This window comes from Colwellia polaris (genome assembly GCF_002104515.1).
Taxonomy (GTDB): domain Bacteria; phylum Pseudomonadota; class Gammaproteobacteria; order Enterobacterales; family Alteromonadaceae; genus Cognaticolwellia; species Cognaticolwellia polaris.
In genome coordinates this window covers 19,882-32,309 of record NZ_NBOE01000008.1, presented here as the reverse complement: position 1 = coordinate 32,309, position 12,428 = coordinate 19,882, and the positions used below count along the sequence as shown (strand labels likewise).

The window sequence follows — 12,428 nt, the reverse complement described above, 5'->3', positions numbered from 1 at the left end:
CAAAAATGAAAACCAAAAAGGCGTTCAATACTAACTTAGTTGGTGTTGTTATCATTACTATGGTGTTATTGATTTCAGCAACGGTTTTTGCATCACAAAGCGAACCAAAAGTTAAAGTTAAGCGTGTTTTTAATGCTATTGAGTCATCGTTAATTAAACTTAAAACCACTGGCACGTTAACTAAGGGCAATATCAGAGCTGTTTTAAGCGAATACTTATTGCCTGAGGTTGATACACGTTATTTTGCATACAAAGTACTAAATAAAAATATGGTTAAAGTGCCAGATGAGCTAAAAGACGCTTTTGTTTCAGGGTTAACTCTGCAACTCATTAATACCTATAGTAACCTTTTAACTGCGTATAATAATGAAGTGATACATATTGGCCAAAGCACACTGTCTAAAAGCGGTAAAATAGCCATGGTAGATCTTACTATTGTTGGCAAAAGCAAAACCAATAAAGCCGTGGTTAAACTTATGTTGTCAAATAATAGTAATTGGTTCTTTTTTGATATTGAAGTTGAAGGCATAAGTTTGTTGCAGACAAAGCAGGCAGAAATAAATGCCAGTTTTAGTAAATTAGGCGTGGAAGGCACTTTAACTCATTTAGAAAAAATTAATCAAAAAGTGCTTGAAGAATAGCAACTGTTTTAACTCAACCAACATACTTAACTGAAATAAACGCTATTTCAGTGCCAAAGTTAACATTGGCCAATCTAACATAAGGTTATTATTATTTTTTACATTGATACAGTTGTTAAATTTTTACTTGAGTATAAATTTATTCTTACACTATTGTTTATTATCGCCTTTTATAGCTTTAAGGCGCTCACAATCAAGGTGATAAAAAGAAAATCTAAAAAAAGTAAAAGATTAAAAATTAACATGACTAATAATATATTTACTCTATTAGTCATTATTTTTATTTTTAATCTTTGGTCAGTTGAAATACAGAAATTCGCTTTTTCGATCGCCGCTTTTATAGTGGCAATTGTGTTGGCTACGAGAGAGTTTATTCAGTGCTTTATTGGCTTTATATATATTTTAACAAGCCGACCATTTCGTATTGGCGATTGGGTACAGGTTGGTAAATATTATGGCGAAGTTCATTCAAATGACTGGGCAAAATTGACCCTGCTAGAGGTAAACAAACATGATTATCAATATACAGGTAAGACTTTGTATGTACCTAATAGCCAGTTAATTACTACGGTTATTAAGAACTTAAACTTTTTAAAGCGTTATGCTATGCATCATTTTACAATAGTGCGCGATGACAGTGTTAATCCATTTGTGTTTATTGATACCTTGCATGAAAAAGCAAATATGTATTGTGTTGAGTTTAAGGAAGTTGCGGTTAGGTATAACCAATTGATAGAAAATAGGTTAGATATTAAAATTGCAGGACCAGAGCCTCATATTCAAATATCAACGTCTGATCTGGGTGACACCCAAATCGCGTTTTCTATTTTTTGCCCTACGGAAAAAGCCTTAGGTATAGAACAAAAGCTAACAGCTGATTTTATGAAGCTATGGTTCGACAATAAAAAAACGGGCGAGTAATACTTTACAATAGCTAGGTAAATATATGTTAACTAATTGATATTACGTGATAAAAGTGTTTGATTAGTTGGATTTATTAAAGTTAAAGTGAAAAGTATAATTAAGTGCTAAATAAACTTATTTCCCTTTACTAAGTTCAAGTGCATTAGGGCTGTTCTAATTAACATCTGTAATCAAACACAATAAAAAAATGCCCCTGTAACAGTTTTTGTGACAGGGGCATTTTTGTGTGGAATGAATAAATTAATCTGTTTTTCGTTCTGCTTTTAGTAATTGTAATGAACCATCAATATGAATATCGCGTTGAGGGTAGGCCACAACAATATCGTTTTGTTCAAATAACTCTTCTAGTCGAAATCTGACATTACTTTTGGCAACTCTTAAACCTGTTTCTGCACGTGAACTTATCCAAAAGGTTACTTGAAACATTAATGCATTGTCGCCAAAATCGTCAAAAGTAACTAAAGGTTTAGGTTCGGTTAGTGCTTCTTCTTGTTCAGTAGTGGCTTGCATAATTAAATCGGCTACTTTTTTCGCAGGCGAGCCATAAGCAACACCAACGCTGACTGAGCATCGAACAAATTGGTCGACTAAGGTCCAATTCACTACCGTGTTTTCAAGTAACTTACTGTTTGGTATTAATAAGTGCACACCATCAATACGCTTAATACGGGTTGAGCGAGTGTTAATTTCTTCTACTAGCCCTTTAGTATCTTCTACTTCTAAAAAGTCACCAATACGAATAGGGCGTTCCCACATTAATATCCAGCCACTGATAAAGTTATTGATAATATTTTGGGCACCAAAACCAAAACCAATCGCAATAGCACCAGATAAAAAAGCAAAAGCGGCAATGGGCACATTCATAAAATCGAGTATGCTAATAATTATAACCGCTATTGCTATAACGAATAAAATTCGCTCAACTAAATGAATGACATTTGGGTCGGTTTTTTTCTTTCTTAAGCGTTTACTAATTAATTTAATTAGCCACTTGCTTAATAACAAACCAGCAATGATTAACAAAGGAATAAAAAGTATGTCACCCAACGTAATTTGTTGATCTGATACTTTAATTACATTAAAAGTCAGTAATGCTGTTATGTGTTCTAATATTTCTTCAAATGTCATATTTACACCTTAATAAATTGTAATAAGTTAAGAACTTACAAATACTTTTGATGGATCAACCAGAAACTTTTTACCGATAGCTTCTCTACCAAATAACATTAAATAGCTCATGTCTGAACGGTCAGTTAAGGTTATTTCAATTGACCAGTTGTTATCACCCAACTGTACTGGCGTTAATATAACATAACGTTGTTCTGAGGTGCCATTTGAAGACTTTACCCTTCTAATATCATGTATTGGTGCCTCACAAGAGGCAATTTCGTCTACATTGTAAACATCTGGGTGCAAGTCAAACTTGACCATTATTTTGCCATTCTTTTTGAATTTAACAATATTGTCAACGTGGAGCGAAGAGGTTTTCGCTCCAGTGTCGACGCGTACCTGTATGTCTGTTATTGCTAACTCAGGTAGCGAAATTGTTTCTAAACGTCCAATGATGGCTTTCTGTTTTATTGTCATATTAGATTACCTTTTTACATACTACTTTGCGGAAGAAGATTGTCTTGAACACTCTCTATTTGCGCAGAGATATCTTTATCATCTTCTTCAAAGTACGCAACATGGAACATCGCTTCGCCTTCTTGTACCAAAGGAATATTTTGTTGACCAATTAATATACCTGATCTACTCGCTTTAACCACGTCTAAAATATCACCATACGGGCTACCAATTTCAGCTAAAACATCGCCTTTTTTAATTTGGTCACCTAACTTAACACGATGATTTACAATACCACTGGCATTAGCTCTGAGCCATTGACTGCTGTTAGCAACAAAGGGTTCTACTACCTTTTTACGCGATGTTGAAGATTTACGCATGCCTAAGTGCTTCAAAACGTTTGTAATGCCTTTCATGCCTGCACGAATTGAAAACTCATCAAAACGCAAAGCTTCGCCGGCTTCGTAAAGTAGTACTTTAGTTTTGTGTTTTACAGCTGCTTCTCTTAATGAGCCATCAATAATGTTTGAATTCAACACTACCGGTACACCAAAAACTAACGCTAATTCTTTTGTTTCTTCACAAGACAAGTCAGCACGAATTTGCGGTAAATTTGAGCGATGAATTGCACCTGTGTGTAGATCAATACCGTAATCACAATGCTTTACTATTTCATTAAGAAAAATATGTGCTACACGACCTGCTAAAGACCCTTTAGCAGAACCAGGAAAGCAACGGTTTAAGTCACGACGATCGGGCATGTAGCGGCTTTGGTTTACAACGCCGTAAACATTTACCATAGGCACCGCTATTACTGTTCCTCGAGTGATCTTAAACTTTTTCTCGCTGATTAATCGACGAATAATTTCAATACCGTTTAATTCGTCGCCATGAACCGCGGCGCTAATAAAAATAGTAGGCCCCGGCTTTTTTGCTCGAATAATATGAACAGGTAATGATACATTAGCATCGGTATATAACTTGGCTACAGGCAAGTCAATTTTGCGCTGTTCGCCGGGTAATATTTCAAACTCACCTATTTTTAAAATATCTTTCATGCCTATTATCCTTTACCACGAGTTTTGTTGCTGTGTGGTTTAGCATTCTTCTCTAAAAACTCAAAAACCATACCGGCAACATTTTTACCTGTTGCTTTTTCAATGCCTTCTAAGCCTGGTGAAGAGTTAACTTCCATTACCATTGGACCATTTTGCGAGCGTAATAAATCTACACCACACATATTTAAGCCCATTGCTTTAGCTGCTTTTATAGCTGTTTCGCGTTCAGCCTTTGATAACTTAACAACTTCAGCACTACCGCCGCGATGTAAGTTAGAACGGAATTCGCCTTCAGCACCTTGGCGCTTCATTGCTGCAACCACTTTACCGCCAATAACTAAACAACGAATATCAGCACCACCAGCTTCTTTAACAAACTCTTGTACTAGAATGTTAGCTTTTAAGCCCATGAATGCTTCAATAATGGCTTCAGCAGCTTTTGCTGTATCAGCTAATACTACGCCTATACCTTGTGTACCCTCTAAAAGCTTAATTACAACGGGTGCACCACCAACGTTTTTAATTAAATCTTTAACGTTATCTGCTTTGCTAGCAAAACCTGTACGTGGCAGGCCAATGCCTTTACGTGACAATAACTGTAATGAACGTAATTTATCGCGTGAACGACTTATCGCAACTGATTCATTAATATTGAATGTGCCCATCATTTCAAATTGACGAGCAACAGCTGTACCATAAAATGTAACTGAAGCACCAATACGCGGAATGATGGCATCATACACAGGTAACTCTTTACCGTGGTAACGTACTTTTGAGTTACTGCTAGTGATATCCATATAACAATGTAAAGTGTCAATTACATCAACTTCATGGCCCATTGCTTCGCCAGCTTCTTTTAAGCGTTTTGTTGAGTAAAGGTTTTTGTTTCTTGATAAAATTGCAACTTTCATAATTTTTTGTCCGATTATTTTCACTTTTATAAATAAAGTGAGGTAAATGTGTAAGTAAAGTGTATAGTCAAACTTTAAAATAATAAAACGCAATATTTTGACTGGTTTAATCAAAAAAAATGATTAGAGAGGGTTTTTATGAAATTTGAATTATTAACAACGTTTTTAGAAGTGAGTCGAACATTACACTTTAGGGTTGCCTCTGAAAATCTTTTTATTACTCAGTCAGCGGTAAGTGCCAGAATTAAGTTACTCGAAGATGACTTAGGGGTACTACTTTTTGATCGTACTCATAAGCATTTAAAATTAACCAGAGAAGGCCATCGATTAATTAAACATGCCAATGAATTACTTTTCATGTGGCAAAAGACTAAACATGATGTGGGTGTTGTCGAACACGATGCCATGCAGCTTGCTATTGGTTCAATGAACTCTATATGGGATATTGTTTTACAGGGCTGGTTACAAAAAATTCATCGTAATTTAGATACGGTGAGTTTATTTACCAGTACTTATTCCCCCATGGAATTAAGAAAGAGTGTGATTAACCGTACTGTAGATATTGCGTTTTTATTCGAACCGCCATTTATTGAAGATTTGGTAACAGAAAAAGTATCAACTGTGCCTTTACATTTAGTCACTACCGATCCTGATTACCTAGATGATTCACAAGCTGAAGATTATATCATGGTAGATTATGGTGAATCGGTAAACTCCTTACACTTACGAGAATCTCAAGATGCAGCACCAGCTAAACACTTTATGAGTCAACCGCGTATTGCCTTAAATTATATCTTACAAGCAGGGGGTAGTGCACACCTACCAAGGCAAATGACTTTTGAACACGTTGAGGCGGGTAAATTATTTATTGTGGAAAGTGCACCTATTTATCAAAGAGAAATATTTGCGGTGTATTTAGCAAAAAGTCACAAAACAGACGTGATCAAACAAGCTATTGGCTTATTTCCACATTTAGTGGTTTAACTATAGGAGCTAATTGCAGGGTTTACTTAGCTGCTGCTGGATTTTAAAGCACTTAACTTAAACACTTAACTTAAGCATATTACTAATTAATTTTAGTGACTTTATTGTAAATAAAAGTGAAGCTAACCTGTTGTTATAATAAATATAATATATAAATTACTTATGTTTTATCATATAAATAAGGTGAGTAAATTTACCTTTACTCACCTTTTTTTTAATAACGAAATCTAAGTAAGATAAAGTTTGTTTTATATTAATGTAATTTCATTTTTGGGCGTACAACGCGCAGTATTTTTTCGCTTATCCACAAAGCCACTGTTTTAGCGCTACCGTGTATAGCTTGTTGGTGCATTCGATATAGTGAAAGGTAAACAAAGCGCGCTATTTTTCCTTCAACAAAAAAACTGCTGCTTGTTAGGTTCCCCATTAAATTGCCAACAGTACTATAACGAGAAAGGTTAACTAAAGAACCATGATCGCTATAAACAAACTTACTAAGGGCTTGCTGTTTTATCGTTGCAATAAGGTTTTTTTCTACACATTGTGCCATTTGATGAGCAGACTGGGCACGCGGCGGAACTTGCATACCATCGGCTTGGGTAAAGGCACAGCAATCACCTAAAACATAAATATTCTCATCAACACTACTTTGTAAGAACTGATTTACTTGAATCTGATTACTGCGAGTTAATTCAAATATTCCTATTTCTTTAATAAAGTCTGGTGCTTTTACACCTGCTGCCCATAACATTATATTGGCATCAATATGTTCATCATCTTTAGTTATAAAGCCATTTTCAGTCGCTGCTTTTACTTGCGTATTTTCACGCACGTTAACACCTAACTTCAATAACTCACGCTTAGCGCTGGAAGCAATTCGTTCAGGCAGGGCAGGTAAAATTCGCGGCCCAGCTTCAATTAAATGAATATGAAGACGTTTAGCTGTCATGTTTGTTAAACCATATAACTTAAGTAAGTCAGATACATGATACAGCTCAGCTGAAAGTTCAACACCTGTTGCGCCACCTCCTACAATAGCAATATTAAGCGATTGCTGTTGATTATCATCTTGGTGAAGGCGAGTAAAACTGTCGAGTAAAGTATGTTGAAAGCGTTCAGCTTGTTGGTTTGAATCTAAAAAGTAGCAATGCTCTTTAATACCTGGCGTATTAAAGTCATTACTGACACTGCCAATAGCAATAACAAGATGGTCATATTTCACTTTGCGCTCTGGCAAAATAATATGCTCAAGTTCGTCATGAAGTGTTGCAAGCGTAATTGTTTTATCGCTTTGGTTAATATTGCAGAAAGTACCAAGTTGAAAACGATAATAATGTTTAGCGGCATGCGCTGAGTAAACAACACCATCTAAATCCGGGTCAATAGAGCCAGTGGCGACTTCATGAAGCAAAGGCTTCCATATATGAGTACGATTTTTATCAATGAGTAAAATATCAGCTTGATTTTTTTTACCGAGTTTATGACCTAATTGTGTTGCTAATTCTAGACCGCCTGCACCTCCGCCAATTATGACGATTGTAGGTGTGGTAATGCTCATAATATTGTCCTAAAAGTAATATTTAAAAACGATTTTAAAAGAGTACTAGCGTAAACGTTGCAAATAATGGTTAAGTAATTCGATTATTATAACATCAGAGTTAGGTTAGTAGTCATCCTCTATTTGAGTCATTTTAAGGCTACAAGTGCTAGTGTTGGGTAACGCTATTTGTAGGTGAAATAGAGCGAAATTTTTTATGCTAATTTACGTTCTTGCAATAAACCAAAAAAGTGATTTTTATTTAACGTATTGATAATAAACATATAAACTCATCATTTGGATGAGTTTCTTCTCTAAAATATTAGTTGAGTTTTTTTTAAAGCTCAACTATGTAAACCGTAAAAGCACTTACATTATATCGTTTTAATCTAGTTTGTAGTCAATCGTACTTAGGTCGGCTTTTAATACGCCATATTATCGATAAATAACGTATACATAATCAAACTAATTGTTCAGCCAAGTAATCAACAAGTAGTCTTATTCTTGGCGAAAGGTGTCTATTTTGTGGGTATACCGCCCAAATACTTTCATCGGGCGCCCGGTAATTATCTAATAAAGAAATCAGTTCACCACTATTGAGGTGTTGTTCAACATAATAATCAGGAAGTTGTACTATACCTAAGCCTTTTAATGCTGCATCGGTTAAGCAATGACCGTTGTTGTAACGTAAACGAGCTTTTAAACGGATACTTTTTTCTTTGTCTAACTCACTAAAATGCCAATAATCTGAAGAGCCTAATAAGCAGCTATGCTGACTGAGTTCAGCAATAGAATGTGGAATACCATGATTTTCTAAGTAGCTTGGCGCAGCACAAACATAATTGGCACGCTTACCGAGTTTTTTCGCCATCATCGACGAGTCGCTGAGTTTACCAACACGAATGGCTAGGTCGTAACCATCTTCAGCTAAATCGATTTGCCGATTGCTTAAATACGCTGACACTTCAACATCAATATATTGTTTTACAAAATTATTTACTAATGGGAGTATTTGCTTTTCACCATAAGTTACCGGTGCCGTTAGTTTTATTTTTCCTTGGGGTTTAGATTTTAAATTGGTAACAGCACGCTCAGCTGCATCTAAACCATCAAGCACACTACGACAATGTTGATAAAAAACTTTACCTTCTTCCGTTAAAGATACTTTGCGAGTAGTGCGATAAAATAACTTAATGTTGAGTCGGTTTTCTAATGCGCTAATTTGCCGACTCACTTGCGCCGTTGATATAGCCATTTTTTTTGAAGCGAGCGTAAAGCTTTCATTTTCAGCGACAAAAACAAATTCGCTAATACCTTCCCATTGCATGATTATTACCTATATGTACAAGTGAATTACAAATTAGCATATTCTCATTCGCTAAGAAATTAATATAATTAACCCAATAAAAACAATTCTTTTACTGTTATTGTTACTTGTCAGTAAAAGTGAATTGTATTTTAGCTACATTATTATAATTTTATTAGTGTAGTAAACTTGTTTCATAACAAGCATCTTATGTTTGTGCTTTAACATTAAAATATTTCAATTTAAAAGTGAGAATGAATATGTCAGATAAATTTATTAAATCTAAAGCCGCTATTGCTTGGGGTCCTAAGCAACCATTATCTATTGAAGAAGTTGATGTAATGTTGCCAAGAAAAGGTGAAGTGTTAGTAAAAGTTATTGCCTCAGGCGTATGTCATACCGATGCTTTTACTTTATCAGGTGAAGACCCAGAAGGTATTTTTCCCGTAATTTTAGGCCACGAAGGTGGTGGTATTGTTGAGCAAGTGGGCGAAGGCGTTACCAGTGTAAAAGTAGGCGACCATGTTATTCCTTTATACACACCAGAATGTGGTGAATGTAAATTTTGTTTATCGGGTAAAACCAATCTGTGTCAACAAATTCGTGAAACTCAAGGTAAAGGTTTAATGCCAGATGGCACAACCCGTTTTTATAAAGACGGTCAGCCAATATTTCACTATATGGGCTGTTCAACATTTTCTGAATACACAGTATTGCCAGAAATTTCACTAGCGAAAGTAAATAAAGATGCGCCGTTAGAAGAAGTGTGTTTATTAGGTTGTGGCGTTACTACCGGCATGGGCGCTGTAATGAATACTGCAAAAGTTGAAGAGGGCGCTACCGTTGCTATCTTTGGTCTTGGCGGTATTGGTTTGTCAGCGGTGATTGGTGCAACTATGGCGAAAGCAGGCCGTATTATCGCGATTGATATTAACGAAAGTAAATTTGAGTTAGCCAGAAAGTTAGGCGCTACTGATTGTATTAACCCGAAAGATTACGATAAGCCAATTCAAGACGTAATTGTAGAGCTAACAGACGGTGGTGTTGACTATTCATTCGAATGTGTGGGTAACGTGAATTTAATGCGCTCTGCTTTAGAATGTTGTCATAAAGGTTGGGGTGAGTCAGTAGTCATAGGTGTTGCTGGTGCAGGGCAAGAAATTTCAACCCGTCCGTTCCAACTGGTTACTGGTCGTGTATGGCGCGGTTCAGCATTTGGTGGTGTTAAAGGTCGTACAGAGTTACCTGACTACGTAGAGCGTTATTTAGCTGGTGAATTTAAATTAAGTGACTTTATTACCCATACAATGGCGCTTGAAGACATTAATGAGTCGTTTGAACTAATGCATAAAGGCGAAAGTATTCGCACCGTTATTCACTTTGATAAGTAACCTGAACTCCGGATAAGCAACACTTGCTCAATGCTATATTTTAACTCATTGTCTGCGTTAAAACGTTGATAAATAGCTCGCTATTCATCAACGTTTTGCCTGGGAAATGGCATAAAATGAAACATTGATGGTGTCTATTCGTGATGTTCACTTGCTATAGCGTTTACTTTACCACCTAAACTTTTGATTCACTTGAGTATCAAGCTCTCATTATCCAGAGTTTAGGTTAAGTAATATTTTTCTAAATAATCACAAACTAGTACAAACAGTTTGTATTGCTCCTTTTAGCGGATAACTTATTTTATAAGATTTGCCTAAGGTAAAATTGCTAAAAAGAGTAACGTTTTGAGGTGTCTTATGACAATTGATCATTTAATCGAAAACGTCAGTGTAAATAAAAGTTTTGGTGGTTGGCAAAAACAATATAGTCATCAATCTACCGTACTAAATTGTGCTATGCGTTTTGCTATTTATTTACCTCCACAAGTATCAAGCGGCGTAAAAGTGCCCGTGCTTTACTGGCTTTCAGGCTTAACCTGTACCGATGAAAACTTTATGCATAAAGCCGGCGTACAGCGTATTGCTGCCGAACTTGGCATTGCTATTGTTGCGCCAGATACCAGCCCTCGCGGTGAAGATGTTGCCAATGACGAAGGTTACGATTTAGGTCAAGGTGCAGGTTTTTATGTTAATGCTACGCAAGCGCCTTGGAATCGTCATTACCAAATGTACGATTATGTAGTAAATGAATTGCCTGCGATTATTGAAGCTTCTTTTCCGGTTTCTAATAAACGTGCGATCAGTGGTCATTCAATGGGCGGACACGGTGCTTTAACCATTGGTTTATTAAACCCAGAGCGTTACAGCTCGATGTCGGCATTTAGCCCAATTTGTAATCCAATTAATGTGCCGTGGGGTAAAAAAGCATTTACCGCCTACTTGGGTAAAGACCAAGCAACATGGCAAAACCACGATGCTAGTGAGTTGATGCGAATAGCCAGTAACTTTATTCCTGCTAAGGTTGATCAAGGTGGGGCTGATGATTTTCTTGAACAGCAATTAAAGCCTGAGACACTTGAAGCTGCAGCTAAAATTAACAACTACCCGTTAACCTTAGCAATTCATGAAGGTTATGATCACAGTTATTATTTTATAGCATCGTTTATTGAAGAGCATGTGCGTTTTCATGCCGCTCATTTAAACACATAAATACTCAATCAATTAAATGCTCAAACTCCAGTCACTTGAACGGGCGTTTGAGCATTTTATGCTTATTATTGCGTTAAAATAGTTTCAAAGCCGCCAAAAATCATCCGTTTGCCATCAAAAGGCATTGTCATGTTTTCTTCGCTCATGCGTGGATCCGCCATTACTTTTTTCATCCCTGAATCTCTTGCTTCTTTTGACAACCAAGTGATCCAAGAAAATACCACTGTCTCATCAGGCTGGCATTTTACGGCGATAGGGAAAGAGGTTGTCTCACCGTCTGGAACATCATCTCCCCAATTTTCCACTACAGTTAACGCACCATGCTCTTTAAACATAACAGCCATTGTTTTTGCCAAGGCTAAATAACTTGCTTTATTGGCGGTGGGAACGGCCAAAACGAAACCATCTACATATGCCATGTTAAATTTTCCTATTCCACATTGGTGGGTTGTTAGTTTTTAGATTAAATAAAGTTTAGCAGCAATGGCTAATTTGTCTGCCTAGCAGACTAAACAGTTCATAAAAAAATCATAATAAAAAGCTATTATTTAATAAATTTTGTCCTTAGAATAATGCTGACTATTGTGTCAACTTTTATGGGCTATATTATTGACACTCGAATTTTTGTTCAATATGCTAAGTGATATCACCTCACCAAAATAATTTAAGCATTGCCTGTTACTTATCGGCAATGCTCTATCACTAGCGAACAATAAAATACCTTCAAGGGTATTGGGAAAACATTGAATATTGCCATTAACTTTTAAAATCAGCTGTAGATGCGCAGATATAAAAGCTTAGCATTAACATTTTTTAATTTGAAAGCTATAACCTAAGGAATTCCTGTAAGGTATTGGTTTTATTTTATAAATTAAAGAGTGCAAGGTGTTTAAACTCCACA

The 12,428-nt window shown here is 36.0% G+C and carries 12 protein-coding genes; 5 read left to right on the top strand and 7 right to left on the bottom strand.

Going from position 1 to position 12,428, the window contains the following annotated elements; genetic code table 11:
• Window positions 1–5 precede the first annotated feature (5 nt).
• Both B6A32_RS12985 and B6A32_RS12980 read left to right on the top strand, forming a co-directional pair.
• Window positions 6–641: an MlaC/ttg2D family ABC transporter substrate-binding protein gene (locus B6A32_RS12985; protein ID WP_085304751.1), complete on the top strand. Its 636-nt coding sequence runs from the start codon at window positions 6–8 to the stop codon at window positions 639–641.
• Window positions 642–884: 243 nt separating this feature from the next.
• A complete protein-coding gene (locus tag B6A32_RS12980) occupies window positions 885–1,562 on the top strand; it encodes a mechanosensitive ion channel family protein (RefSeq protein ID WP_085304749.1) in 678 nt (225 codons plus the stop codon).
• A 243-nt stretch (window positions 1,563–1,805) separates the two neighbouring features.
• Here B6A32_RS12980 and B6A32_RS12975 read toward each other — a convergent pair whose 3' ends face one another.
• From B6A32_RS12975 to rimK, 4 genes are read right to left on the bottom strand one after another with little or no spacing between them, the layout of a single operon-like run.
• The gene (locus B6A32_RS12975) at window positions 1,806–2,693 is read right to left on the bottom strand and encodes a mechanosensitive ion channel family protein (RefSeq protein WP_101685961.1); all 888 of its coding nucleotides are present in this window, start codon (window positions 2,691–2,693) and stop codon (window positions 1,806–1,808) included.
• Window positions 2,694–2,720: 27 nt separating this feature from the next.
• Window positions 2,721–3,152: an ATP-dependent zinc protease family protein gene (locus B6A32_RS12970; protein ID WP_085304746.1), complete on the bottom strand. Its 432-nt coding sequence runs from the start codon at window positions 3,150–3,152 to the stop codon at window positions 2,721–2,723.
• A 14-nt stretch (window positions 3,153–3,166) separates the two neighbouring features.
• Window positions 3,167–4,189, bottom strand: coding sequence for a succinylglutamate desuccinylase/aspartoacylase family protein (locus B6A32_RS12965; protein WP_085304744.1), 1,023 nt, complete (start codon window positions 4,187–4,189; stop codon window positions 3,167–3,169).
• Between the two features lie 5 nt (window positions 4,190–4,194).
• A complete protein-coding gene (gene rimK / locus B6A32_RS12960; protein ID WP_085304742.1) occupies window positions 4,195–5,100 on the bottom strand; it encodes a 30S ribosomal protein S6--L-glutamate ligase in 906 nt (301 codons plus the stop codon).
• A gap of 138 nt (window positions 5,101–5,238) precedes the next feature.
• Here rimK and B6A32_RS12955 point away from each other — a divergent pair, with 138 nt between their 5' ends.
• A complete protein-coding gene (locus B6A32_RS12955) occupies window positions 5,239–6,084 on the top strand; it encodes a LysR family transcriptional regulator (protein WP_085304740.1) in 846 nt (281 codons plus the stop codon).
• A gap of 253 nt (window positions 6,085–6,337) precedes the next feature.
• On the opposite strand, the gene B6A32_RS12950 is transcribed toward B6A32_RS12955, so the two are convergent.
• Both B6A32_RS12950 and B6A32_RS12945 read right to left on the bottom strand, forming a co-directional pair.
• Entirely contained in the window at window positions 6,338–7,642 is a 1,305-nt protein-coding gene (locus tag B6A32_RS12950) for an NAD(P)/FAD-dependent oxidoreductase (RefSeq protein ID WP_085304738.1), read from the bottom strand.
• 439 nt (window positions 7,643–8,081) lie between these two features.
• Window positions 8,082–8,948, bottom strand: coding sequence for a LysR substrate-binding domain-containing protein (locus B6A32_RS12945; RefSeq protein WP_085304736.1), 867 nt, complete (start codon window positions 8,946–8,948; stop codon window positions 8,082–8,084).
• A gap of 239 nt (window positions 8,949–9,187) precedes the next feature.
• On the opposite strand from B6A32_RS12945, the gene B6A32_RS12940 reads away from it, so the two are divergent.
• Together B6A32_RS12940 and fghA are read left to right on the top strand one after the other, a co-directional pair.
• Window positions 9,188–10,318, top strand: a complete 1,131-nt coding sequence (locus tag B6A32_RS12940; protein ID WP_085304734.1) for an S-(hydroxymethyl)glutathione dehydrogenase/class III alcohol dehydrogenase — start codon at window positions 9,188–9,190, stop codon at window positions 10,316–10,318.
• Between the two features lie 357 nt (window positions 10,319–10,675).
• Window positions 10,676–11,527, top strand: coding sequence for an S-formylglutathione hydrolase (gene fghA / locus B6A32_RS12935; protein WP_085304732.1), 852 nt, complete (start codon window positions 10,676–10,678; stop codon window positions 11,525–11,527).
• A 65-nt stretch (window positions 11,528–11,592) separates the two neighbouring features.
• Here the strand turns inward: fghA and B6A32_RS12930 are convergent, their stop codons facing one another.
• Window positions 11,593–11,946: a DUF1428 domain-containing protein gene (locus tag B6A32_RS12930; RefSeq protein WP_085304730.1), complete on the bottom strand. Its 354-nt coding sequence runs from the start codon at window positions 11,944–11,946 to the stop codon at window positions 11,593–11,595.
• Window positions 11,947–12,428 lie beyond the last annotated feature (482 nt).

Bases quoted from the DNA above. Each gene is read 5' to 3' on its own strand.
- B6A32_RS12985 (WP_085304751.1), top strand. From the start codon at position 6: ATGAAAACCAAAAAGGCGTTCAATACTAACTTAGTTGGTGTTGTTATC.
- B6A32_RS12980 (WP_085304749.1), top strand. From the start codon at position 885: ATGACTAATAATATATTTACTCTATTAGTCATTATTTTTATTTTTAAT.
- B6A32_RS12975 (WP_101685961.1), bottom strand. From the start codon at position 2,693: ATGACATTTGAAGAAATATTAGAACACATAACAGCATTACTGACTTTT.
- B6A32_RS12970 (WP_085304746.1), bottom strand. From the start codon at position 3,152: ATGACAATAAAACAGAAAGCCATCATTGGACGTTTAGAAACAATTTCG.
- B6A32_RS12965 (WP_085304744.1), bottom strand. From the start codon at position 4,189: ATGAAAGATATTTTAAAAATAGGTGAGTTTGAAATATTACCCGGCGAA.
- rimK (WP_085304742.1), bottom strand. From the start codon at position 5,100: ATGAAAGTTGCAATTTTATCAAGAAACAAAAACCTTTACTCAACAAAA.
- B6A32_RS12955 (WP_085304740.1), top strand. From the start codon at position 5,239: ATGAAATTTGAATTATTAACAACGTTTTTAGAAGTGAGTCGAACATTA.
- B6A32_RS12950 (WP_085304738.1), bottom strand. From the start codon at position 7,642: ATGAGCATTACCACACCTACAATCGTCATAATTGGCGGAGGTGCAGGC.
- B6A32_RS12945 (WP_085304736.1), bottom strand. From the start codon at position 8,948: ATGCAATGGGAAGGTATTAGCGAATTTGTTTTTGTCGCTGAAAATGAA.
- B6A32_RS12940 (WP_085304734.1), top strand. From the start codon at position 9,188: ATGTCAGATAAATTTATTAAATCTAAAGCCGCTATTGCTTGGGGTCCT.
- fghA (WP_085304732.1), top strand. From the start codon at position 10,676: ATGACAATTGATCATTTAATCGAAAACGTCAGTGTAAATAAAAGTTTT.
- B6A32_RS12930 (WP_085304730.1), bottom strand. From the start codon at position 11,946: ATGGCATATGTAGATGGTTTCGTTTTGGCCGTTCCCACCGCCAATAAA.